The sequence below is a fragment of the Mucilaginibacter mali genome, assembly GCF_013283875.1.
GTDB lineage: Bacteria > Bacteroidota > Bacteroidia > Sphingobacteriales > Sphingobacteriaceae > Mucilaginibacter > Mucilaginibacter mali.
This window is the reverse complement of record NZ_CP054139.1, coordinates 2205813-2229310: the sequence shown is the minus strand read 5'-3', so window position 1 is coordinate 2229310 and position 23498 is coordinate 2205813. Positions and strand designations below refer to the sequence as shown.

The window sequence follows — 23498 nt, the reverse complement described above, 5'->3', positions numbered from 1 at the left end:
TTAGCAATACCACGCTTTTTGCTACATTTGGAGCAAATTTATTTACAGATGGATGTATCAGATAAATTCCGGGTGTTGCTGAATGGTGCAAATCTTTTACCCGAATTAAAACACATCGCCGAAAAGGTACTCCACGGTCAGCGCATTACATTTGATGAAGGTGTTTTGCTTTATGAGAAAGGGGAATTAGGATATTTAGGCATCTTGGCCAACCATATCCGCGAGCAGAAGCATGGCGATAAAACTTACTTCAACCGCAACTTCCATATCGAGCCTACTAACCTGTGTGTTTACGATTGCAAATTTTGCTCCTACTCGCGCTTAATTAAGGAGCGCTCGCAAGGTTGGGAGTATACCATGGAGGATATGCTGGGCATGATCGCCAAATACGATGATGAGCCGGTTACCGAGGTACATATTGTCGGCGGTGTGTTGCCACAATATGATATGCCTTTTTATATGGAGCTTTTCAGCCGGATAAAGGAGCATCGCCCTGAGTTACATGTAAAGGCATTAACCCCGGTTGAATATCACTACATTTTTAAAAAAGCTAAGGTAGATTATGCCACCGGCATGCGCATGATGAAAGAATCGGGCCTGGAAAGTATGCCCGGTGGTGGCGCCGAGATATTCCATCCCGAAATACGCGACCAGATAGCCAGGGATAAATGCACCGGCGACCAATGGTTGCAAATTCACGAGGAATGGCATAAACTGGGTATGCGGTCAAACGCTACGATGCTGTACGGACATATAGAAGAATACAAACATCGCGTCGACCACATGGAGCAGCTACGCTGGTTACAGGACAGAACTGGCGGCTTCCAAACCTTCATCCCGCTGAAGTTTAGGAATAAAGATAACCAAATGTCGAACATTGCCGAAACATCGGTAGTGGAAGACCTGCGTAACTACGCCATCGCGCGTATTTATCTGGATAACTTCGACCATATCAAAGCTTATTGGGCAATGATCAGCCGCACTACGGCGCAACTTTCTCTGAATTTTGGTGTTGATGATATTGATGGGACACTGGACGATACCACCAAAATTTACAGCATGGCAGGCGCCGAAGAACAGCACCCGGCCATGAGCACACGCGAACTGGTGGAACTGATCAAGCAAGCCGGCCGCCACCCGATAGAAAGGGATACCTTATATAACGTAGTCACCGATTACAATGAATATGAGTTCCCTAACCAGGCGAAGCCGCAATTTTATAAATTACCGGTGATAAATTAGCCGATGGTTCATGGATCATAGTTCATAACGGTTTCTGCCATGAACTATGATCCATGAACCATGAACTATCAAAAAGAATGACCAAGACACTATATATTGTACGCCACGGACAAACAGATTTAAATAAACAGGGAATAGTGCAGGGGAGAGGTATGGATACCGATCTGAATGCTGAGGGCCGTTTGCAGGCAAATTTGTTTTACGATTCGTACAAGGACGTATCTTTTGATAAGATCTACATCTCCGAACTTAAGCGCACCCAGCAAAGCATACAGCAATTTATAGATAAGGGTATCCCTTACGAGAAATTAGCCGGGCTTGACGAACTGGCCTGGGGAATTTACGAGGGCAAGGAAAGCACGCCTGAAACTAAGGCCGCGTTTTTAAAAGCAGTACGCAACTGGACGGCCGGCGAACTGGACTTTAAATTTGAGAACGGCGAAAGCCCTAACGAGGTACAAGCGCGCCAAAAAGAAGCCATGGCCACTATTATGAGCCATAGTGAAGAGCACACCGTACTGATTTGCATGCATGGCCGCGCTATGCGATTATTGCTATGCCTGCTTAATGATTTGCCGTTGACCCGGATGGAGGATTTTCCGCATCAAAACCTGGTGCTTTATAAGGTGATTCACGATGGCAGTAAGTTCGAGATCGTTGATTTTAACAATTCTATTCATTTAAAAAATCATTAACCACAACGTGGATAAAGTAAAAATATCGGCGGTTAGTTATACTAACACGCAGCCTTTTATATATGGTATTACCCATAGCGATATTATTGATCAAATAGACCTGAGTCTTGACATCCCGGCTGATTGTGCCCAAAAGTTGATCGATAACCAGGTTGATATCGGCCTGATCCCGGTTGCCGCTACCGTAAATATGCCCTATTGGGAAATTGTTTCCGATTACTGTATCGGCGCTAATGGCCCGGTTAACTCGGTATTTATTTTTAGCAATTGCGAGATTCACGAGGTGAAGACTTTACAACTTGATCCGGAATCGCGTTCATCTAACAACCTTGCCCGCGTTTTGCTAAAAAATCATTGGCAAGTAACACCACAACTGATTGTTAATGCACCTGATTATGCCCATTCGGATGATCCGGACACGGCCTTTGTGCAAATAGGCGACCGCACCTTCGATAAAAAAGGAAAATACGCCTATACATATGACCTGGCCGAAGTTTGGAAGGAATTTACCGGCCTTCCTTTTGTATTTGCCGCCTGGATAGCCAATAAACCCATTCCGCAAGAATTTACAGCTGAGTTTAGCAAAGCTTTAAAACATGGTTTAGATAACCGAAAAACCGTTATTGCCAATTTACCCGCCCGTGCTGATTTTGACCTTGATGACTACTTAATGCACAAACTGGATTTTGATCTGGATGCTGATAAGGTTAAAGCCCTGCATTTGTTTATTGATTACATAAAAAAGCTTAATTGATTACCAGTTTGTTAACTTTTCAGGCAGAATGCTATATTATATGTAAAACTGACATTTATAAGTATTATACAAGCTTGAAGATATTGTAAAAAACACACTAAGTGAATTATCATAATTTAAATATCTTAACAAAAAGAGATACATATTATGAAATTATCATAAAAATTAAATTTTATTTGCCAAAACATCAATTCTGATGTATTTTTGTATCGGATTTAAAATTTAAGACTATGAAAAAATTAATCTTAGCAGCTGTATTTGCTGCAACATTTAGCGTAAGCGCGATAGCTGCCGATGGCGGTAAAAAGTATGACGATTCTAAAAATATATCATACTACGTATTAAACCAGTTCAATGCTGATTTTAACAGTGCTGAAAACGTGGTTTGGACAATTACACCTACTTCTCAAAAAGCAGATTTCACTATTGACGGTGTTAAGAAAACTGCCTTCTACAATCTGAGCGGTACTTACCTGGGTGTAACCGAAGAGTTTGATTACAAAAAAGTTCCTTCAGCTGCTAAAAAAGAAATTGCTGATACTTACAAAGATTACACTGTAGGCCAGGTGATTAAATTCCAATCAGCCGAGTCTGACATGTCATTCTACGTAAACTTGGCTATCTCTCAGCCTGAAGCTATCGACTACTTTGTCGACCTGAAAAAAGCTGACAGCGAAATCCTGGTGCGTGTATCGGCACAAGGTGGTGTTTACTTCTTTAAACAAGTTAAATAATTACAAGCTCCCTTTATTCATTTGCAAAGCCCGGTAATTGCCGGGCTTTGCTTGTTTTTATCCACCCATAACCTGTTTTATAAAGTCTTATAAAAGTATAACATCTTCATTTGCCTGCCAATGGCGCACGTATACATTCAAGGGGTATGTATATTGCCGCTTTCGCATAATTTCTTTTGGTTATTTATCACTAAAACAAAATTTTTATTTTTTTTTATAATTAATTTATATATTTGGATAACAGGATTTTAGTTTAATTCCTTTCTGATGATTAATCTGTTTTATTTTCAGTCTGGTTTTGTAATAATCTTAAGAACAATTTTAATACGCTAATTATATTATGAAAACTGGAAAAGTAAAATGGTTTAACACGCAAAAAGGCTTCGGCTTTATCATCACCGAAGAAGGAAAGGACCTTTTTGTGCATTTTAAAGATGTATTGGGCGGAGTTAACGCTATCAAGGATAATGATACCGTTGAATACGATGTGGAGGAAGGCAGAAAAGGATTACAGGCCGTAAAAGTGAAAAAGATATAATTCTATAATCTGATAGGAAATTTAAACCTCTGCCAAAGGCAGGGGTTTTTTTGTGCAAAAAATTTCAGTTGATAAGCTAATTCGTCTATTTTAGGCTGCCAATTCGTATCCCAATTTAAATACATGACAACACCAACTTCCGCCAGTGCCAATCGCAACATGATATTTTTAGTGCTGGTAGCCTCGCTGGGCTATTTTGTTGATATTTACGATCTGCTTATCTTCTCTATCGTTCGTGTAAAAAGCTTAACTGATATCGGCGTCGCCCCGGCCGATCTGAAGGCTCAGGGGACATTCATCATTAACGTACAAATGTTTGGCCTGTTACTGGGCGGCATATTGTGGGGAATTGTTGGCGATAAGCTGGGCCGTATTAAGGTATTGTTCGGGTCGATATTGCTGTATTCCATTGCCAATTTTGTAAACGGCTTTGTAACCGATGTAAATATGTATGCTACCATCCGCTTTTTTGCAGGCGTTGGTTTAGCAGGTGAATTGGGCGCCGGGATAACCCTGGTAAGTGAAACCATGAGCAAAGAAAAGCGAGGCTACGGCACCATGATTGTAGCTGTAGTTGGTTTATTTGGCGCTGTACTGGCTAATATCATCGCAAAGCATTTCGGCTGGCAAAAGGCGTATTTTGTGGGTGGGGGATTAGGGATTGTATTGTTATTACTGCGTGTTGGTACGTTCGAATCGGGCATGTTTAAAAATGCCGAGAAATCGGACGTTAAGCGCGGCGATTTCTTCAGCCTGTTTACTAATGGTAAGCGCTTTTTAAAATATCTATATTGTATATTAATAGGCGCGCCGCTTTGGTATGTGGTAGGGGTACTGGTTACGTTATCGCCCGAATTTGGCAAGGCCCTGGGCGCTAAGGATGTTTTAAATGCCGGCGATGGGGTGCTGTACACCTATATCGGCATCTCTGTAGGCGATCTGTTTGCCGGCATACTGGCACAGATCACCAAATCGCGTAGGCTAACCATGATGATCTTCCTTTTATTATCGGTAGTTACCGCTGTCATCTATTTAAGTTCGCAAGGGGTAACCGCCGGCCAGTTTACCTGGATCTGCTTTTTTATGGGTTGTAGTGTGGGTTATTGGGCTACTTTTGTTACCATCGCTTCCGAGCAATTCGGCACCAATTTACGGGCGACAGTTACTACCACCGTACCCAACTTTGTGCGCGGCTCGCTGATACCAATCAATGGGATATTCGCCTTCTTTTCGGCTAAATATGGAATGATCAACAGTGGGTATATTGTAATGATACTGCTGACTATTATTGCGCTATTCTCCTTAAGTCAATTAAAGGAGACCTTTGGCAAGGACCTGAATTATGTAGAGGGTGCAAGTTAAGCTTTGATCATGCTTCGGTAAGAAAAGGTAAGCGCTTATCCGTTATCCGCAAAATTTCTGCAAATTTGTCGCGATGATATCTAAAGAACAGATCACCGCCGATTATAAACAAATCCAGGACGAAATTTGCGCCGCGCTTGAGCATTTAGATGGTAAAGCCGGCTTTGAAGAAGAAATTTGGGAGCGTGATGGCGGTGGCGGCGGTCGTACCCGGGTAATTCAGAATGGTAACATCCTCGAAAAGGGTGGTGTTAACTTCTCTGCCGTGCACGGCGAATTGTCCGATGTGGTAAAACGATCGTTAAAGGTTGAGCAGAACGATTTTTTCGCGACCGGTATTTCTATTGTGATCCATCCAAATCACCCGATGGTGCCCATCATCCACATGAATATCCGTTATTTCGAAATGCCATCATCATTCGCTGATGGTCAGCAACCGGTACGCTGGTTTGGTGGCGGTATCGACCTGACCCCACATTATGTTTTTGATGAAGACGCACGTTTTTTTCACCAACACCTGAAAGGTACCTGCGATAAATATAACGCGGGCTTCTACCCACGCTTTAAGCAATGGGCCGATGACTACTTCTACATTAAACATCGCCAGGAAACACGCGGTATCGGAGGTATATTTTATGATAAACTGGTATCCACAGATGATTTGGCCTGGACGGATATCTTCGAATTTTCAAAATCGTTAGGCCGTTCGTTTATCGATATCTACACCGAACTGGTAAACCGTAACCGCGATAAATCGTACACTGACCAGCAGAAGGAATGGCAATACCTGCGCCGCAGCCGTTATGCCGAATTTAACCTGGTATATGATGCTGGCACCAAATTCGGGTTGGAAACCAATGGCCGCATCGAATCGATACTGATGAGCTTGCCGCCAACCGCCAAATGGCTGTATAACTTTCAACCTGAAGATGGGAGCGAAGAGGCCCGCACTTTATCATTACTAAAAAAAGGCATCAACTGGTAACCGATATGAAAAAATTCGCCGTCGCTTTTATTGTTATCGTCACCTGTTCGGCTTTCCAGGGGGCAACATCGCTAAAGGGTAACTGGATTTTTGTTGGTGGTATCTACAACGGTAAAAAAGAGGGCGCACCAAAGGAGTATAGTCTGCAACGCAAGTACCAGGATAATAAGTTTGACGCTTATCTTTTGGAGAAAGGTCAAAAGCCGCAAAAGTATCAATCGGGCAATTACCTGCTTAAGCCCGACACCTGCCTTGAAACCGAAACTTACAGCGCGCAACCCTCAAAACTTACCGGGAAAACCGTACATTATCATTACCAGTTACGCCGGGATACGCTGATTTTACAAGCTGTTTTGCCTACCGGTATGCAGGTAGAAGAATACTGGAAAAAACAGCGTTAAAATTGTGGATAAATAATGCCTTGAAAATGGGCTTTTTATGTGCAAAACCCCTTAGATGTTAGTAAAAAAATCTGTCGCTAAAGTTAAAATTCCTATCTTCGCAGGTCGCCTTGAAAATTAAAAAAGTATAAACCTTTTGCGACCTTTATTCTATTAACTAAACAAGAATGGCTGAAGATAACGAAAACGAAAATTCGCATAAAGAAGACAGGATAATCCCCATAAATATTGATGAAGAAATGCGATCTGCCTACATTGATTATTCAATGTCGGTTATCGTATCAAGGGCGCTGCCCGATGTTCGCGATGGTTTAAAACCGGTGCACAGGCGTGTACTTTACGGTATGTTAGACCTGGGCCTGAACAATAACAAACCCTATAAAAAATCGGCCCGTATTGTGGGTGAGGTACTCGGTAAGTACCATCCGCACGGTGATACCTCTGTATACGACGCCATGGTGCGTATGGCGCAGGACTGGAGCCTTCGCTACCCATTTGTTGAAGGACAGGGTAACTACGGATCGCTTGACGGTGACCAACCGGCGGCGATGAGGTATACCGAGGCAAGACTGCAAAAAATAGCCGAAGAAATGCTGGCGGATATCAATAAAGATACCATTGATTTCCAGCTGAACTTCGACGACTCGTTAGAGGAGCCAACCGTATTGCCGAGCAAGATCCCTAACCTGCTGGTTAACGGCGCTTCGGGTATCGCGGTAGGTATGGCCACCAACATGGCCCCGCACAACTTAACCGAAGTAATTAATGCTACGCTGGCTTTAATTGACGACCGCAACATTGAGGTTACCGAGCTGATGAAGCACATTAAAGGCCCGGATTTCCCTACAGGCGGCATCATTTATGGTTACGATGGCGCTAAAGAAGCTTTCTTAACCGGCCGTGGCCGTATTGTCATCCGCGCCCGTGCCGAAATTGAAGTATACAATGGTGACCGTGAGCGTATTGTAGTTAGCGAGATCCCTTACCAGGTGAACAAGGCGCTGATGATTGAGCGTACCGCCGAACTGGTGAATGATAAAAAGATAGAAGGTATCTCATCAATCCGCGATGAATCTAACCGCGAAGGTATCCGGGTGGTATATGAAATAAAACGTGATGCCAACGCGCTGATTGTACTGAATAACCTGTATAAATATACTTCGCTGCAAACCTCGTTCAGTATCAATAACATCGCCCTGGTGCATGGCCGCCCGATGCTGCTGAACCTGAAAGACCTGATCCATCACTTTGTTGAGCACAGGCACGAGGTAGTTGTACGCCGTACCAAATACGAATTGGCCGAAGCCGAAAAGCGCGCGCATATCCTGGAAGGCTTACTGATAGCCTTAGATCACTTAGACCAGGTAATCGCCCTGATCCGTGGATCGAATACGCCGGAAGAAGCACGTGATGGCTTAATGACCCAATTTGGTTTATCTGAGATACAGGCACGCGCCATTTTAGATATGACCCTTCGCCGGTTAACGGGTCTGGAGCGTGATAAGATCAAGGATGAGTACGCAGCATTGATGGAGACGATCAATTACCTGAAGTCGATATTAGCCGACGAAGGCTTGCGTTACCAGATCATCAAGACCGAGCTGACCGAGATGCGCGATAAATACGGTGATGAGCGTAAAACCGAAATGGTACACTCATCAGCAGAAATGAACACCGAAGATTTCATCGAGGATGAAAACGTGGTGATTACGATCTCACGCGAGGGTTATATTAAGCGTACCTCGTTAACGGAATACCGTCGCCAGGGCCGTGGTGGTAAGGGAGCTATCGGCAGTAACAGCCGTGATGAGGACTTCATCGAGCACCTGTTCATTGCATCGAACCACAACTACATGTTGTTCTTCACCGAAGCGGGCCGCTGTTTCTGGTTAAGGGTATTTGAAATTCCGGAAGGCACACGTACTTCTAAAGGCCGCGCTATCCAAAATATCATCAATATCCCTAAAGAAGAGAAGATAAAGGCATACATCAAACTGACATCGTTAAAAGACCAGGAATACCTGGAGAATAACTTTATCATTATGTGTACTGCCAAAGGTGTTATCAAGAAGACATCTTTAGAAGCGTACTCCCGTCCGCGTGCAAACGGTATCAACGCCATCAATATTAACGAGGGCGATACCCTGTTGGAAGCAAGCCTGACCACCGGCAGCAGCGAGATCGTTATGGCGCTGAAATCGGGCCGTGCCATCCGCTTTAACGAATCGACCGTACGCCCAATGGGCCGTACCGCTACCGGCGTGCGTGGTATCTCGCTTGACAGTGAGCAGGACGAGGTTGTTGGTATGATCAGTATAGATAACCCCGAAACTACCGTACTGGTGGTATCAGAAAAAGGTTACGGCAAACGTACTGATATTGAGGATTACCGCGTTACCAACCGTGGTGGCAAGGGTGTTAAAACCATCAGCATAACCGAAAAAACAGGCAAACTTGTTGCCATAAAAGGTGTTACTGATGAGGAAGACCTGATGATCATCAACAAATCGGGTATTATTATTCGTATAGCCGTAAGCGAACTGAGAACAATGGGCCGCGCCACACAGGGCGTACGCCTGATCACACTGAAAGGTGATGATGAAATTGCATCGGTAGCAAAAATTGAACGCGAAGAGGAAGAAGAAAAACCGGAAGGAGAGGGCCTTGAAAATGGCACAACCGAAGGGGGAGAGGCTGACAGCAATCAAGGTGGCAGTAATACCCAGCCAGAACCTCCTGCTGAAGATCAAGAATAAAAATCATATATGATGAACAACCGTAAAATCATTTTTTCGGTAGTTGTTTTACTGTTTACTACATCCTTTACTTTCGGCCAGTCTGAAAAGTTGAAGGGGGTGGTAAACAGTTTAGCATTTTATAGGAAGCAGCAAGACCTGAAGTATTTGGCCAATGCCAAAAAATCGGTTGATAGCTTAATTAAAACCAAATCAGATTCGGCAGATCTGGAGAAGAACGTATACAAGGCCTTGGTTTACACCAGCATTGTATATACCGACTCGCTGAACAAACTTGGTAATCCGCCAAATTTCTTTCTGCAAACCGTTCGCCTGGTGGATGATTTGGATAAAAAGAAGAAGATCTATAAGTACCAGGCCGAGATGAATTACGCCAAACGCTGCCTGGCCAATGCTTATTTAAGGCGGGGTTTTATCCAAATGCGTATTTCTGACTATACTAACGCATTGAGAGTGTTTAAGATAGCGCAAACTTACGCGCCATCCTTCAGGGAGATAAACGCCTATATCGCTTATGCTAATAATAAAACGGGTAATATCCAGGAGGCTGCAAAGTGTTATACCATCCTGCTAAATACCGATACGATAAAAGCCGAGTACATTGATGCCGCAGCCAGTACCTATAAAGCGATAGGGGATACCGCCAAAGCCCTTCAGATCTTGCAAAAGGGGAGGAAGTTGCTCCCGGGCGACCGTACTTTTTTACTGGAGGAAGCCAATATTTACAACAATCGTAAAGATTATAGTGCATTAGCCCCTTTATTGCCTCAACTGCTTGACGATAATCCAAATAATGCTGATATTGCGTTTATAGCGGCTAACTGCTACGATCGTTTAAACGAATATGACAGGGCGGAATCTATGTATTTGCATACCATAGATCTGAACAGTACATTTTACGATCCGGTTTTTAATCTTGGCTTATTATACTTAAAAACCAGTTCCTTAAAAAAGGACGCAAACGCGAACAATGATCTGAAAAGGGCCGCGCAATGGCTGGAAAAGGCCAATGAAATATCGCCGGGCGATGCAAAATGCCTGCAACTTTTGCAGATCGCGTATACCAGGCAGGGAAACACAGAACAGTTAAACAAGGTAAATAATAAATTAAAACAGTTAACCAACGAATAAATCATGAAAATCAACTTTTTGATGACCGGCCTGTTAGGCTTAATTACAGTGACGGCTTTCGCGCAAAAGGGAGAGTTAAATACTGCCCAGTCTGAATACAATAAGTATGAGACTTTGAAAACCCAAAAGTCAATGGGCACGCTGGCAATAACCAGCCTTAAAACTGCAAGAACATCTATTGACAAGGCTGCAGCCAACGACAAAACATCTGCGCTGCCACTTACTTATGCGTTAAAAGGTTCTATATATGCTTCATTAGCATTTAACGACACTGTTGCTACTACATCAATGCCATTATTCACAACCGCCGAAGAAGCGCTTAAAAAAGCTAAGGAACTGGATAAAGCCGGCGAAAACAAAAAACTAATTGATGGCGCCGAAATAACCATGGCACAGTATCAATTAAATAAAGGCGTAAAAGAGTATGGCGAGAAAAAATACGACCTGGCCTATAAATCGTTCGATTACTATCGCACCATACTTCCTGAAGACACCAATGCCATCTATTATACCGGTATTGCCGCGGCCAATGCCGGCAATTGGGATGCAGCTATTACAAATTATCAAAAACTGCTAACCACCAATTATTCTAAAAAAGCTGCCGCGTACCAGGATCTATCGGGCTTTTACCTTCAAAAAAAGGACACTACCGGCTCTATTAAAGTAATGACCGAGGCATCGGAAAAATTCCCTAACGATGCAGCTATCAGCAAGCGTTTATTAGAAATGAACTTGCAAACCGGCAAGCAGTCTGAAGTTTTAGGAAAAATTGAAAAAACAATTGCCAACGATCCTAAAAACAAAACGCTGTACTACTACGCTGGTATTACTTATACCCAGGTTGCCGACCAAGCCACAAAAAACATGAAGGGTAAAGATGCAGCTGCTACAGCCGCTTTAACCAAAAGCCGCGACGAAGCTTTAGCTAAAGCCGAAGCGATGTATAAAAAAGCGCTGGAAATTGATCCGAACTATTTTGAAGCAAACTTAAACTTAGGTTACGTATTGATCACGCCAGCGATCGATCTGTTTAATGCGGCCAGGAAATTACCGGTAACAAAACAAAAAGAATACGATGCGGCAATGAAACAAGCAAACACTTTGTTTGACGCTGCAAAACCTTACCTGCAAAAAGCGGTTGACCTGCAACCAAAAAACCTGGACGCGTTGACCAACCTTAGAACTTACTATCTTGGTAAAAACGATGTGGCTAACGCTTCAGCCATCAAAAAACAAATTGATGAGTTGACCGGCGTATCTAAATAAGACAAACAAAAGAGAAGAGGCTACTAAAAATAGCCTTTCTCTTTAAAACTTCTATTTAACATAACATTAATTATTTTTACTTTATTTAGATAATATAAATACCGAATATCTTGCTAACTTTGTTAGTATGAAACGCTCCGGTAGTACCGATCTTCCTTTGCATTATGGTTATGTTCCAAAGTGGCTTGCCGAGCGTATGGCTAAACTTGGGTTAGCTGTTGTAGAATGTTTGGTAATGGAATACGGCAACGAAGAAGTTTTAAAACGATTGGCTGATCCGTTTTGGTTTCAAAGTTTGGGCGCTGTTATGGGCATGGATTGGCATTCGTCGGGAATTACAACATCAGTTATGGGCGCGCTGAAACGCGCTATAAATCCACACGCTAAAGAATTAGGCATTTACATTTGCGGCGGAAAAGGAAAATTTTCAAGAGAAACACCGGTTGAATTAATGCGTTTGGGCGATTCAACGGGCTTAGATGCTAATTATTTAGTGCGCTGTAGCAAATTGAGTGCTAAAGTTGACAATACCGCTGTGCAGGACGGATTTCAATTATATACACACAACTTTGTTGTAAGTAATGCTGGCAAATGGTCTGTAATACAGCAAGGTATGAGCGATTTTAGCAGTACCGCCCGGCGTTATCACTGGCATTCGGATGATCTGACATCGTTTATAAACGACCCTCACAGCGCTATTTATGGGCAAAATCACGGAGAAATATTAAATCTTGCTGATAAGCGCGCGGACGCTACACGTACCGGCATTATGAATATATCAAGCGAAAAACCTGATGTTATGCTGAACGAGATCAGGCATTTAAGTATGCCGGCACATCATGATGTCCGTTCGAAGGATGTCGACCTGAAGCGGCTCGGCGCTGTACTGTGGTTGGCACAAGAAAAGCGACCGGCTGACTTTGAAGATCTACTTTTATTAGAAGGATTAGGCCCGCGGACATTGCAATCGTTAACGCTGGTTAGCGAGGTAATTTACGGCACGCCTTCACGCTTTAAAGATCCTGCAAGATTTTCATTTGCTCATGGCGGGAAGGATGGCCACCCCTTTCCGGTTCCTACAAAAGTTTACGATGAAACCTTGGCTACGCTACACACAGCAATCCACAAAGCCAAAATGGGTAATTCAGATAAAACTGAAGCGATTAAAAAGCTACACACTATAGCCAGGAATGCAGAACAGGACTTCACTCCTAACACCAATTTCGACAAGGTAATTGAGCAAGAGCGCGCCGATTCATGGAAATATGGCGGGCGTACTGTATTTGGCCGCGCTAAACCTCCGGGACAGCAGCAGCTGAAACTATTTTAAACTTATTTCAACCCGGCTTCAATAGCCCGGGCCGAATCAAGATGCATTTTAATGGTAGGCAAAGTTTTCTTGGCAAACTGTTGCACCGCGTTGTTTTTATTATGGGTGGTTTCCTGAAACAAATCTACAGCCAGGGTATGGTCTTTTACCATCATACCCATATACGCTTTATCAAAATTTTGTCCGCTTAACCGGGCAATACTATCAATGGTTTTTTGATGTGCTACTGATATGGTATCTACCTTGTCCACCAGTTTATTATCGGCCAGGTCGGCTAATTGTTTGCCGGCTTCGGTATGGTCTTCTACCATCATTTTAGCAAACTTTACTACGCGTGGATTTTTAGATAAGGTTTCCGCAATTGCCGATGCCTTTATTTCTGCCAGGCCGGCTTCGCTTGCTTTTTTTATAAAGCCCAAAGCCTGTCCGTCCACAAGCGTTTTATTATTAAAATTCTTAGCTCTTTTATTATCCCCGGTACAGGATGCAATAGTTACCAAAACAATCGGCAACAAAAATAAAGGGGTTGTTTTTTTCATCGTTAATAGATTAGCAATAATAGGGTAACAATTATTGCTAATACTGGTTTACCACAATGGAAAATTATTTAACCATTGGCATAAATATACTACTACTAACGGTTTAAAGCGTAGTTAATGCCACCCGTAAGGTGCTGCAAAAACAAATTGTCGGTAGTGAAATCTTCTTTGGTGTGGCCAAGGGCGGTGTAAAAAACACGGCCACCTTCAAATTTCTGGTACCAGGCCATTGGGTGGTTTCCATTCATTTCACCACCGGTATAGCTGGTTTCATCAATTTTCATCAGCACATTGATATCCGGGCTTACCTGTTTAAAATTATACCATTCATCGGTATGTTGCCAGGTTTGCGGCAGCATTTTGGTAGATGGGTGCTTAGTATCAATAATATTTAAATTAGCCGGTTGTATTTTAGGATGCTTGGTGAAATAAGCGCCCACCAGTTTACCATACCAATCCCAATCGTACAGGCAATCGGTAGCGGCGTGTATGCCTACAAAACCACCGCCTTTGTGTATATAATTTACAAAAGCTTTTTGCTGATCGGCGTTGAGCAGCGCGTTTCCCGTCGGACTTAAAAATATGAGCGCCTTATATTGTTTCAGGTTAGCATCGGTAAACATGGCCGGATTAGTGGTTGTATCCACGCTGAAATTATCAGTTTCGCCGATTTTTTGAATGGCAGTGATACCGTCCGCGATGCTGGCATGGTGATAACCTTTGGTTAGCGAAAAGATCAGCACTTTATCCGGGCTTTTCTTTTTGAAACCTAAAAACACGGTGGCGCACAAAGCCAGCAGGAAAACTTTTTTCATCATAACTTAGGCAGAATTACGTCCGGCGTTTACAATACCGTAAACCGTACGGATCACTAATTTATTGTAAATATCCGTAAATTCCTCTTGGTGCTGATGATTTAATTTATGCAGCGCATAATGCTGAATAATAACCAAAGGCAATACAATTCGCTCACGCAGCGCTATGGATCGCCGCTCTATCGGGTATTCCTCCATTAACGATTCGCTACCGGTTAATTCAAGCAATAATTCTTTAGTTAGTTCGTACTCATCGTGCAGTTTCTTCCAAAATGCACCAAAAGTTTTATCGCTTTCCAAATAGGCAGTTACGCGGAAATCCGATTTCGACATGGACATCATACAGTTATCAACCACGGTTTTAAAATAACCCGAGTTATGGTATAATTCCTGTATTTCCTTCCAGCGCTTCTCCCCTTTTATTTTCTTTAACGCGGTACCTACGCCGTAAAAACCCGGGATATTCTGCTTCATCTGGCCCCAGGCGGTTACAAAACTGATGGCGCGCAGATCTTCCAGCTTCAGTTTGGCACCTGCATTACGCTTAGTTGGGCGACTGCTGATATTGATCCGCGACAGTAATTTCAACGGGCTTAATTTCTCCAGGTACTCCACAAACAACGGATCTTCACGCAGTGCAAGAAAAGCCTTATAGCTTTCATCCGCCATTTCAGATATCATCTTTTTGTGGCTGCTATCCAGCAGATCATGGCGGTTTGGATTTAAAGCCGATACGATACCCGCGTTGATCAATTGCTCTGAATTGAATCTTGCCGTATCAACCGAACCGTATTGCGAACTCACAGTTTGGCCCTGTATGGTCAGCTGGATATGATCGTTAGCAATATCTTTACCCATTGATGAGTAGAAACGGTGTGTTTTACCACCGCCGCGCGCAGGAGGCCCCCCTCTCCCATCAAAAAACGCTAATTGTATATTATGCTTGCGCGCCATGGCCGTCAGCTCAACCTTAGCTTTATATATCGACCAGTTGGCCATCAGGTAACCACCATCCTTTGTACTATCGCTAAAGCCAAGCATAATGGTTTGGCGGTTATGGCGGTTCTTCAGGTGCGATTTATAGAACGGATGCGTATACAGCTTCTCCATAATCTCGGCCGCGTGGGCCAAATCGTTCACGGTTTCAAACAGCGGCATAAAATCAACCGTCAGTTCGTTCTTTTTCCAGCCGCTCCATAAAAACAGGTCCATCAACTGCAAAATATCCGATGCCTGCTGGCAGTTACTGATAATAAAGCGCTGGCAGGCCCGCTCACCATTGGTATGCTGAATAGTCTTCATCAGCCTGATGGTATCCAATGTATCCTTCACCAGGTCGTCGGCATCGTCGCCAACAAATAAGTTAGCCTCGTTAAAGGTAAGTGCCTTAAGCTTATCCTCTTCGCTTAAATCCAGGTAGCCGTTCTTTATAGCTTTATCAACCTGGCGGCCTGCAGTACAATACTTAAATACATTACGCAGCACCCGGCTATCCTGCCTGATATCCAACGTGGCGAAGTAGCAACCAAACGCGCGCACTTTGTGCAGCAGGTCATCAACCAGGTTTAAGAACAAGCCGTCATGGTCGTTTATGATGGTTTCTTTGATAGATGACAAAAGCCCGATCAGGTCGGCCTGCAGGTTGGCCGGTTGCGGTTGCTCATTAAAAGCATTTTGGTAAAGTAACGTCTCCAGCGCCTTCATCGGCCTTTCCACACCGCGGAAGGTAATACGGCGTTTCAGCACCCGGTAATCGCGGTAATAGCAGCGGAATATGATCTGTCTTAAATTGGCGGCAACGGTTTTAGTGGTCTCGCAATTAACGTTCGGGTTGCCATCGCGGTCGCCACCCGGCCAAAAGCCCAGTTCAACCACCTGGTTATCGCCATCTTTCAGATCAAATTCTTCTTCAAGCTTGGCCTGTGTTGCTGTTACGGCATGATAGAACACATTCTCCAAAAACCAGATCAGGCTAACAGCCTCATCAACAGGGGTAGGTGAAGTTTTATTAAAGAAAGGCGTTTTACCCAACTGCTGTAGCAACGCGTTAATAGTATTAATATCATTAACCTTTAAGGCGTCGATCAGGTCGGTCATGATACCCAGCACCCGGCTTGGGTAAAATTGGGTTGGGTGCGCGGTCAGTACCAGGCGCAGCGAAAATGTTTTCAGCTTTTCCTTTATCTGCTGGCGCATTTCATCATCGCCATCCACCTGTTGCAACAGGCTTTGCAGGGTACCGGTCTTTTCAAAGTGACCGATCTTGTTAAAGGATGAATCTTCAATGGCATCAAATAGAACCACCTGGCGCTCGATATACTGAATGAACCTGAACAGGCGGTTGATCTGCTCCTCGTGATCAATATCGGGTACATACTTTTTAAAGAACGACTCGATAATAGCCGCGGGCGATTTTTGCTTAGCTGTTTCTTTTTCGCAATGCGAACTGAAAAAAGGAAGTAAAATACCTGTATCTTTTACCTGGTAAAAAGGTAACGTAAGAAAAAGGCTATCGTATAACTGGAAACGGCTTTCCACCTCCTGGTTAAAAATGATTTCCCGCTGACTAAGCTTGGTTACTGATGGCATATAAATTTATAAAGGTTGTTATATGATGCCGAAAATACGACTAATTTTGTGGGGTTCAATTTAATCACTATTAATATATTTTTTAGCAACAGGCTAAATTATTAAGAAATCCGCATTAAAAACAATAAAAACTATTAAATTGTTTAATTTCACATCGATATAAACGCCTAATATTAATGAACACACAAAGCAGGGAAATAAAAAGCTTTTTCTACAGCCAGTATTTTTCTGATGGTTTACGCATCTCGCTGGGCATTTTACTGCCTACGCTGATACTTACCCAATTTAATTTGTTTGATATGGGCCTCACACTATCGCTGGGCGCTTTGTGCGTTTGCGTGGTAGACGTGCCGGGGCCAACTATGCATAAGCGTAATGCCATGCTGATATGCAATGGGTTAATATTTGTGGTTGCGGTGATCACCGGCTTTGCGCGATTGAACCTGTATACACTGGGTGTAGAGATCGCTTTGTTCTCGTTCCTGTTTTCGATGTTTACCGTTTATGGCAATCGGGCGGCATCGGTAGGTACTGCTTCGTTACTCATTATGATATTCATGATGGATAAGGCCATTCAGCCCGACGAAATAGTTAGTTACAGTGCTACTTTGCTGGCAGGCGGTGTATGGTATATGTTGCAAAGCCTGCTGTTTTTCACGATAAGGCCATATCGCGCAGCACAGCAGGCCCTTGGCGAAAACATGCTTGATGTGGTGAAATTCCTGCGTATCAAAGCTGATTTTTATAAGCCCGATACCGATATCGATGAGAATTACCGCAAACTGGTATCGCACCAGATACAGGTGAGCCAGCACCAGGATGTTGTACGCGAGATCTTATTCAAGAGCCGCGTCATGGTAAAGGAATCGACCTATGCCAGCCGGATACTGCTGATCACCTTTGTCGACCTGGTCGATCTGTACGAACAGATCATGGCCACACACTATGATTATAAGGATATCCACGAAAAATTTGGCCACACAGGCGTGCTGGAAGAAATAGCCGCTTTACTGCACCGCATGGCCGACGAACTGGATAATATTGGTTTTGCCATCCTGTCGAACAGCCGCTATAAGCACATGGCTAATTTTGATAAGGATCTGGAACAATTAAAAACCATGATTGATGGCGTAGGTAAAAACGATCCGGGTATCAGTAACCTGGTGCTAAAAAAGATCCTGATCAATCTGCGCGATCTTAACCGGCGTATATCCGACGTTTTTAACTACTACAACTCCAAATCCTCTGCCAGTTTAATGGAACGTAAGGACGAGGAGTATTCAAAATTTGTTACCCACCAGGATTACGCGCCACGCATCTTCTTCGATAACCTTACGTTCAGTTCGGCGGCGTTTAAACATGCCCTCCGGGTATCGCTGGTGTGCATCTTCGGCTTTTTTGTAACCAAAAGCGCCGAGGTAATTGTTTTTGCCGATTATATTACCGGCCGCAAATTGGTTTTTGGGCACCATAGTTATTGGGTACTGTTAACTATCATCGTTATATTAAAACCAGGCTACAGCCTTTCCAAGCAGCGTAATTACCAACGTTTAATTGGCACCATTGCCGGCGGAGTTATAGGTGTATTGATTTTAGTGTTTGTACATAACACTATTGTACAGTTTGTTCTGCTGGTGATATTTATGATGGGCGCTTATAGCTTCCAGCGTTTAAACTACGTGGTAAGCGTTATTTTAATGACCCCCTATGTGCTGATCCTTTTCAAGTTTTTAGGCGTAGGGCACTTAAATATAGCCCAGGAGCGTATTGTGGATACCATTATCGGTTCGGTTATCGCGTTTATTGCCAGTTATGTGCTGTTCCCGTCGTGGGAATCGGAAATCATTACCGAAAGTCTGCGCGATGTGGTTTATGCCAATACGCATTACCTGGCTAAAATTGCCGAAAGCATGACCGGCGCCTCGACTGGTACCACCGATTATAAACTGGCCCGTAAAGAGGTTTATGTAACATCGGCTAACCTTTCGGCCGCATTTGAACGGATGACATCAGAACCTAAAAGGAAGCAAAAGAAAAGCAAGGAGGTGCACAAATTTGTGGTACTGAACCATATTCTGTCATCGTACCTGGCTACCATTGCCCCTACCGCTTCATCAGCAAAAATGACAGCCAAACCCCACCCCGATCATATCAAACTGTTTAAACGCAGTGTGGCCGTGTTAAACGAGACTGATAAAAAGCTGGGGGGCAAAACTGTGGAGTTTACAGCCGATAAAGGTATTAAACCAACGGATTCCATCCCCGATCTTACCGCTGATGAAAAATTGCTGAAAGAGCAATTAGGCTTTATCAACAAGATCACTAACGATATTGCAAAAGTTACAGATAACTATCTGCAATAGTGATAGTTTAATTAGTTCATCCCCACATGTCCTTTAACCGAATCGAATATTTTTTGCGAATCGAAAGCTGCACCGTTTTTAAACACCATATCGGTTTTACGGATATTTTTGATATCGGCAGACAGATCGCCATTTAACAAAACAAGATCTGCCTTTTTTCCGGGTGCGATGCTGCCGATATCACCTTGTCTGCCTAAATACATCGCACCATTCAAAGTGCATATTTTTATAGCTTGTTCAGGCGTAAAACCGCCTTCAACCAATAATTCTATTTCACGGTGATTAGAATAGCCGCTCACTACACGACCCGCACCGGTTGGATCGGTACCTGCTACCAGTAAGCCGCCCATGGCTACGTATTGCTTTTCCCAGGCCTGCTCCTTGGCAAACAGGGCTGCGCTGGCCTGGTCGCGATTTTGAGCTGCCTGCCATTTCTTTTGCACCATTTCCCTTACTTCAGGCGTAAGCGCTTCATCAGCCCCGCCTGGGAATACCTCGCGGCTGGTAGATGGCTCAAAAACTGTTAAGGTGGAAGTTAAAGCCACATGTTTACCGATCATGAATTTCATCAGATCCTTCATTTTTGGGCTATTCACATCCAGTTTCATCAGCGATTGGCGTTCGTGGTTATCATCAACCGCATTTTCTACCTTCAGGCTATCGAAATCGCCGCTGGCCATAAAACCGTGCTCTAAATTATCAATGCCTATTTCTGCAGCTTCGCGATAGGTTACCGCACCTATATGCCCGGTTACTTTCAGTTTACGCTTATGTGCTTCGCGCACTACGGCAGCCATGTCGGCCTTGGTGGCGTGCACATACATTTTAAAGGAGGTGCATCCCCTGTCGGCCCAAAAGTTAACGGTAGCCGCGGCTTCTTCCGGGCCTTTAATTACGTTAAGGCCGGGGATATCGTACCCTTGCTCTTCGATATATGGCGCCGTAACATCCATATCCGGGCCTAACATTTTGCCATCGGCTATCATTCGTTTAATGTTAAGGTCGGTTTGTGGCTCGATACTGCCCGCCGTGCGGATGGTTGTAGCCCCGCCGGCCAGGTATAAGCGCGGAAACGAATAAGGCATTTGCGCGATATTGAACATATTACCCGCAGGCATAGTATAATACATATGCTCGTGCAGCATCACCAATCCCGGGATAAGTGTTTTGCCCGTACCGTCGATGGTTTTGATATTATCCGGGAGTTTTATTTTCGCGGCATCGCCCACCTGCTCTATTTTGCCATTACGAATAATAATGGTTTGGTTCGACTTTGCGGGATTACCTGTGCCATCTATCAATTTTACATTGGTAATGGCTATAATAGCCTCATTAAACTTAATGTAAGCGGCAACCTGCGGCGTGTAATTTTGCCCCCGGCCGATAAACCATATGCCTGATAATAAGGCTACAAGAAAAAAGCGATTGATTTTCATGCATCCAATTTAGGCATTTTCAAATAAACTTAACGGGCATTAAGCTTATTCCGTTCGCAGGCTTTTTACCGGGTTTACCACTGCTGCTTTTATGGCTTGTATACTAACGGTAATTAAGGCTATAACCAATATCACAACGCCGGCCGCAGCAAATACCAGCCAACTGAGCTGTACCTGGTAGGCAAACTCCTGCAGCCATTTGCGTGATGCCAGGTACGATACCGGGAACGCGACAACCAGGGCGAGAATGATCAGCTTCAGGAAATCCATGGATAACATAGCAGTGATGCCCGCAGCTGATGCGCCGAATACCTTGCGGATACCAATCTCCTTGGTTCGTTGTGCTGCTGCGAACGCGCTGAGTGCAAATATCCCCATCAGGGCAATAACAATAGATACTGCCGATAATAGAATGGTGATCTTGCCGAAGCGCTCGTATTTATCCAATAGCTTAGCAAAATCCTGGTCGAGCCAGGTATAACGCAAAGGGTAGCCGGGTTCAATGCTTTTCCAATACTTCTCTACAGCCCGGGTTGTAGCCGATGCCTCGCGCCCATTCACTTTTACAAGGATGGATTTATACCCGCCAAACATGTGCTTCTGCACAGCTATCCCGTAAACTTCTGGTACAATCAACGAGTTATAGCCCGCCACATGATTATCCTTAACCACACCGATGATATTATACTTAACGCCTATCAGCTCTACCTGCTGGCCGATGGGATCCCTGTAACCCATATATCGCGCAGTGGTTTGGTTGATAATGGCCGAATTCACCGTATCTGAAGCATAAACAGGTGAAAAATCGCGACCGGAAACAAACTTGATATTGAGCGTTTTAAAATAATCAAAATGTACAAAATCGAAAGTAACCTGCCCTTTGCGGTTATTAAAGCTGGCATCGGCTCCGGTTACGTTTGATGGCGTGCCGGGATAAAAATCGGTCATCGCTACAGATTTAACACCCGGTATTTGCATCATTTGCGTTTTTAAAAGATCGATCCTGTTATCCGGCATTCCCGGATCTATCAACCTACCCGAATACGGTTTAAGCACCATCACCTGCTCGGTAGTAAAACCCGGATCGGTAGAATTGATATAATGCAATTGCAGGTAAACCACCGCCATACCAATAATAAAGCAAGCCGATATACTGAATTGTAATATGACAAGTCCGTTGCGCAGGAGTTTCCCCTTCACACTTTTGGTGATCTCGCCCTTTAAAACCCGTGCCGCCTGGAATGATGACAATATAAATGCGGGATAGGCGCCCGATAACAGCGTAACCGCCAGTACCAGCAATAATAATTGCCCGGCAAACATCCAGTTCGCCATTGCCGAACCATTATCGAAGAAGCTTAAATGCATCCCGAAAGCCGAATTAAGAATGGCGATGATCCACTTGGCTAACAATATACCAATCAACATCGCCATAAAGCTTTGTACAAAAGCCTCGGCCAGGAATTGGCCGATCAGCTGACGGCGGCCTGCTCCCATCACTTTGCGGATGCCCGATTCTTTGGCGCGCTTACCAGCACGCGCTATAGAAAGGTTGATATAATTAATGCAGGCCAGCACCAATACCAGTACAGCTGCAATACCAAAAAATATAACCGGCGTGCTATTCCCTGCTTTGGTATTAAACAATGGGTGATTCCCGGCCGCGTCACGATATATTTTAGCCTTCGAGAATAAATGCACATCGGCCACAGGCTCAAATGTTACCTGGTCTACACTGTGGCCCAGGTTGGCTTTTATCCATTGCTCCGGCTGCTTGCCAGGTTCGGTTACTTTAGGATTGCCGGCCGACATCATACCATATGAGTAAGTGGCAAGACTATTAACTATCAAACTTTTGGTTTTTTTAGATAAAGCATCTACCGAAGTTCCCGGCCTAAGCAAAGCATAAGTAAAGTAAACATTAGCCGACCAGTTTGTACCGGTCAGCGATGAAAATGAAACGCATATATCAAAATCAAGGTGCGATTGTGCCTTACCCTCGCAGACGCCAGCAACGGTATAGGTTTTCCCATTATTTAAAACCATGGTTTTACCCACACTATTCTCCGTACCAAATAACCTCATACTGGTAGTGCCGGTAATAATGGCATCGCCCGGTTGCTTTAGGGCGCTTACCATACTGCCGTATTTTAGTTTATAAGGCATCACGGTCAGGAAGGAGCTATCGGCGGCCATTACCCTTTCAATATACAAAGCTTTATCGCCCACGGTAACCAATTGCTGCCCTTTATCCGATATCCTGGTAGCAGCCCGCACTTCGGGACAATTGGCTACTAACTGGGCGGCTAAAGGAAAAGGTGTCCATGCCGAATTAGTGGTCTCTTCGCCCCAGGTTTCCTTCATATCAACCCGGTAAGTACGGCTTAATTGCTTATCCCATTTATCAAAACCGGTCTCGTAATTCACATATACCAATGCTGCTATAAAAGCGGCAAGACCAAAAGCAAGCCCGGCGATATTCATCAGCGTGTAGCCTTTATTACGCTGTACGTTGCGCCAGGCAATGGTGAAGTAGTTTTTAAGCATAGCAGACCAGTTTAA

Annotated in this window: 18 protein-coding genes; 13 read left to right on the top strand and 5 right to left on the bottom strand. The window is 44.0% G+C overall.

What is annotated here, in order from left to right:
* The first annotated feature begins 48 nt into the window (after positions 1-48).
* From mqnE to HQ865_RS09315, 12 genes are all read left to right on the top strand, one after another.
* A complete protein-coding gene (gene mqnE / locus HQ865_RS09370) occupies positions 49-1242 on the top strand; it encodes an aminofutalosine synthase MqnE (RefSeq protein ID WP_173414645.1) in 1194 nt (397 codons plus the stop codon).
* A gap of 77 nt (positions 1243-1319) precedes the next feature.
* A complete protein-coding gene (locus HQ865_RS09365; RefSeq protein WP_173414644.1) occupies positions 1320-1937 on the top strand; it encodes a histidine phosphatase family protein in 618 nt (205 codons plus the stop codon).
* A gap of 7 nt (positions 1938-1944) precedes the next feature.
* The gene (locus HQ865_RS09360; RefSeq protein WP_173414643.1) at positions 1945-2691 is read left to right on the top strand and encodes a menaquinone biosynthetic enzyme MqnA/MqnD family protein; all 747 of its coding nucleotides are present in this window, start codon (positions 1945-1947) and stop codon (positions 2689-2691) included.
* 230 nt (positions 2692-2921) lie between these two features.
* Positions 2922-3425 carry a hypothetical protein gene (locus HQ865_RS09355; protein ID WP_173414642.1) on the top strand — a complete coding sequence of 168 codons (504 nt, stop codon included), beginning with the start codon at positions 2922-2924 and terminating at the stop codon, positions 3423-3425.
* A 340-nt stretch (positions 3426-3765) separates the two neighbouring features.
* The gene (locus tag HQ865_RS09350) at positions 3766-3963 is read left to right on the top strand and encodes a cold-shock protein (protein WP_173414641.1); all 198 of its coding nucleotides are present in this window, start codon (positions 3766-3768) and stop codon (positions 3961-3963) included.
* 123 nt (positions 3964-4086) lie between these two features.
* Entirely contained in the window at positions 4087-5325 is a 1239-nt protein-coding gene (locus HQ865_RS09345; protein WP_173414640.1) for an MFS transporter, read from the top strand.
* Between the two features lie 73 nt (positions 5326-5398).
* Positions 5399-6310, top strand: a complete 912-nt coding sequence (hemF, locus tag HQ865_RS09340) for an oxygen-dependent coproporphyrinogen oxidase (RefSeq protein ID WP_173414639.1) — start codon at positions 5399-5401, stop codon at positions 6308-6310.
* A gap of 5 nt (positions 6311-6315) precedes the next feature.
* Positions 6316-6711, top strand: coding sequence for a hypothetical protein (locus tag HQ865_RS09335; RefSeq protein ID WP_173414638.1), 396 nt, complete (start codon positions 6316-6318; stop codon positions 6709-6711).
* A 167-nt stretch (positions 6712-6878) separates the two neighbouring features.
* The gene (gene gyrA, locus HQ865_RS09330) at positions 6879-9467 is read left to right on the top strand and encodes a DNA gyrase subunit A (RefSeq protein WP_173414637.1); all 2589 of its coding nucleotides are present in this window, start codon (positions 6879-6881) and stop codon (positions 9465-9467) included.
* Positions 9468-9476: 9 nt separating this feature from the next.
* On the top strand, positions 9477-10598 hold the full coding sequence (locus HQ865_RS09325; protein WP_173414636.1) for a tetratricopeptide repeat protein: 1122 nt from the start codon (positions 9477-9479) through the stop codon (positions 10596-10598).
* 3 nt (positions 10599-10601) lie between these two features.
* Complete coding sequence (locus HQ865_RS09320) at positions 10602-11864, top strand: tetratricopeptide repeat protein (protein ID WP_173414635.1); 1263 nt, start codon at positions 10602-10604, stop codon at positions 11862-11864.
* A gap of 127 nt (positions 11865-11991) precedes the next feature.
* Positions 11992-13194: a DUF763 domain-containing protein gene (locus HQ865_RS09315; protein ID WP_173414634.1), complete on the top strand. Its 1203-nt coding sequence runs from the start codon at positions 11992-11994 to the stop codon at positions 13192-13194.
* Between the two features lie 2 nt (positions 13195-13196).
* Here HQ865_RS09315 and HQ865_RS09310 read toward each other — a convergent pair whose 3' ends face one another.
* From HQ865_RS09310 to HQ865_RS09300, 3 genes are all read right to left on the bottom strand, one after another.
* Positions 13197-13733, bottom strand: a complete 537-nt coding sequence (locus HQ865_RS09310; protein ID WP_173414633.1) for a DUF4142 domain-containing protein — start codon at positions 13731-13733, stop codon at positions 13197-13199.
* A gap of 95 nt (positions 13734-13828) precedes the next feature.
* The gene (locus HQ865_RS09305; protein WP_202020463.1) at positions 13829-14551 is read right to left on the bottom strand and encodes a ThuA domain-containing protein; all 723 of its coding nucleotides are present in this window, start codon (positions 14549-14551) and stop codon (positions 13829-13831) included.
* Between the two features lie 3 nt (positions 14552-14554).
* A complete protein-coding gene (locus HQ865_RS09300; protein WP_173414632.1) occupies positions 14555-17137 on the bottom strand; it encodes a phosphoenolpyruvate carboxylase in 2583 nt (860 codons plus the stop codon).
* A 176-nt stretch (positions 17138-17313) separates the two neighbouring features.
* On the opposite strand from HQ865_RS09300, the gene HQ865_RS09295 reads away from it, so the two are divergent.
* Positions 17314-19500, top strand: a complete 2187-nt coding sequence (locus HQ865_RS09295; protein ID WP_173414631.1) for an FUSC family protein — start codon at positions 17314-17316, stop codon at positions 19498-19500.
* An 11-nt stretch (positions 19501-19511) separates the two neighbouring features.
* Here the strand turns inward: HQ865_RS09295 and HQ865_RS09290 are convergent, their stop codons facing one another.
* Together HQ865_RS09290 and HQ865_RS09285 are read right to left on the bottom strand one after the other, a co-directional pair.
* Positions 19512-20936 carry an amidohydrolase family protein gene (locus HQ865_RS09290; RefSeq protein WP_173414630.1) on the bottom strand — a complete coding sequence of 475 codons (1425 nt, stop codon included), beginning with the start codon at positions 20934-20936 and terminating at the stop codon, positions 19512-19514.
* A 45-nt stretch (positions 20937-20981) separates the two neighbouring features.
* Positions 20982-23483 carry an ABC transporter permease gene (locus tag HQ865_RS09285; RefSeq protein WP_173414629.1) on the bottom strand — a complete coding sequence of 834 codons (2502 nt, stop codon included), beginning with the start codon at positions 23481-23483 and terminating at the stop codon, positions 20982-20984.
* Positions 23484-23498 lie beyond the last annotated feature (15 nt).

What these genes read in the sequence shown, in the direction of transcription:
- HQ865_RS09325 (WP_173414636.1), top strand. Translation starts at nt 9,477, where the DNA reads ATGATGAACAACCGTAAAATCATTTTTTCGGTAGTTGTTTTACTGTTT.
- HQ865_RS09355 (WP_173414642.1), top strand. Translation starts at nt 2,922, where the DNA reads ATGAAAAAATTAATCTTAGCAGCTGTATTTGCTGCAACATTTAGCGTA.
- hemF (WP_173414639.1), top strand. Translation starts at nt 5,399, where the DNA reads ATGATATCTAAAGAACAGATCACCGCCGATTATAAACAAATCCAGGAC.
- HQ865_RS09320 (WP_173414635.1), top strand. Translation starts at nt 10,602, where the DNA reads ATGAAAATCAACTTTTTGATGACCGGCCTGTTAGGCTTAATTACAGTG.
- HQ865_RS09305 (WP_202020463.1), bottom strand. Translation starts at nt 14,551, where the DNA reads ATGATGAAAAAAGTTTTCCTGCTGGCTTTGTGCGCCACCGTGTTTTTA.
- HQ865_RS09285 (WP_173414629.1), bottom strand. Translation starts at nt 23,483, where the DNA reads ATGCTTAAAAACTACTTCACCATTGCCTGGCGCAACGTACAGCGTAAT.
- HQ865_RS09290 (WP_173414630.1), bottom strand. Translation starts at nt 20,936, where the DNA reads ATGAAAATCAATCGCTTTTTTCTTGTAGCCTTATTATCAGGCATATGG.
- HQ865_RS09315 (WP_173414634.1), top strand. Translation starts at nt 11,992, where the DNA reads ATGAAACGCTCCGGTAGTACCGATCTTCCTTTGCATTATGGTTATGTT.
- mqnE (WP_173414645.1), top strand. Translation starts at nt 49, where the DNA reads ATGGATGTATCAGATAAATTCCGGGTGTTGCTGAATGGTGCAAATCTT.
- HQ865_RS09365 (WP_173414644.1), top strand. Translation starts at nt 1,320, where the DNA reads ATGACCAAGACACTATATATTGTACGCCACGGACAAACAGATTTAAAT.
- HQ865_RS09295 (WP_173414631.1), top strand. Translation starts at nt 17,314, where the DNA reads ATGAACACACAAAGCAGGGAAATAAAAAGCTTTTTCTACAGCCAGTAT.
- HQ865_RS09350 (WP_173414641.1), top strand. Translation starts at nt 3,766, where the DNA reads ATGAAAACTGGAAAAGTAAAATGGTTTAACACGCAAAAAGGCTTCGGC.
- HQ865_RS09345 (WP_173414640.1), top strand. Translation starts at nt 4,087, where the DNA reads ATGACAACACCAACTTCCGCCAGTGCCAATCGCAACATGATATTTTTA.
- HQ865_RS09335 (WP_173414638.1), top strand. Translation starts at nt 6,316, where the DNA reads ATGAAAAAATTCGCCGTCGCTTTTATTGTTATCGTCACCTGTTCGGCT.
- HQ865_RS09300 (WP_173414632.1), bottom strand. Translation starts at nt 17,137, where the DNA reads ATGCCATCAGTAACCAAGCTTAGTCAGCGGGAAATCATTTTTAACCAG.
- gyrA (WP_173414637.1), top strand. Translation starts at nt 6,879, where the DNA reads ATGGCTGAAGATAACGAAAACGAAAATTCGCATAAAGAAGACAGGATA.
- HQ865_RS09310 (WP_173414633.1), bottom strand. Translation starts at nt 13,733, where the DNA reads ATGAAAAAAACAACCCCTTTATTTTTGTTGCCGATTGTTTTGGTAACT.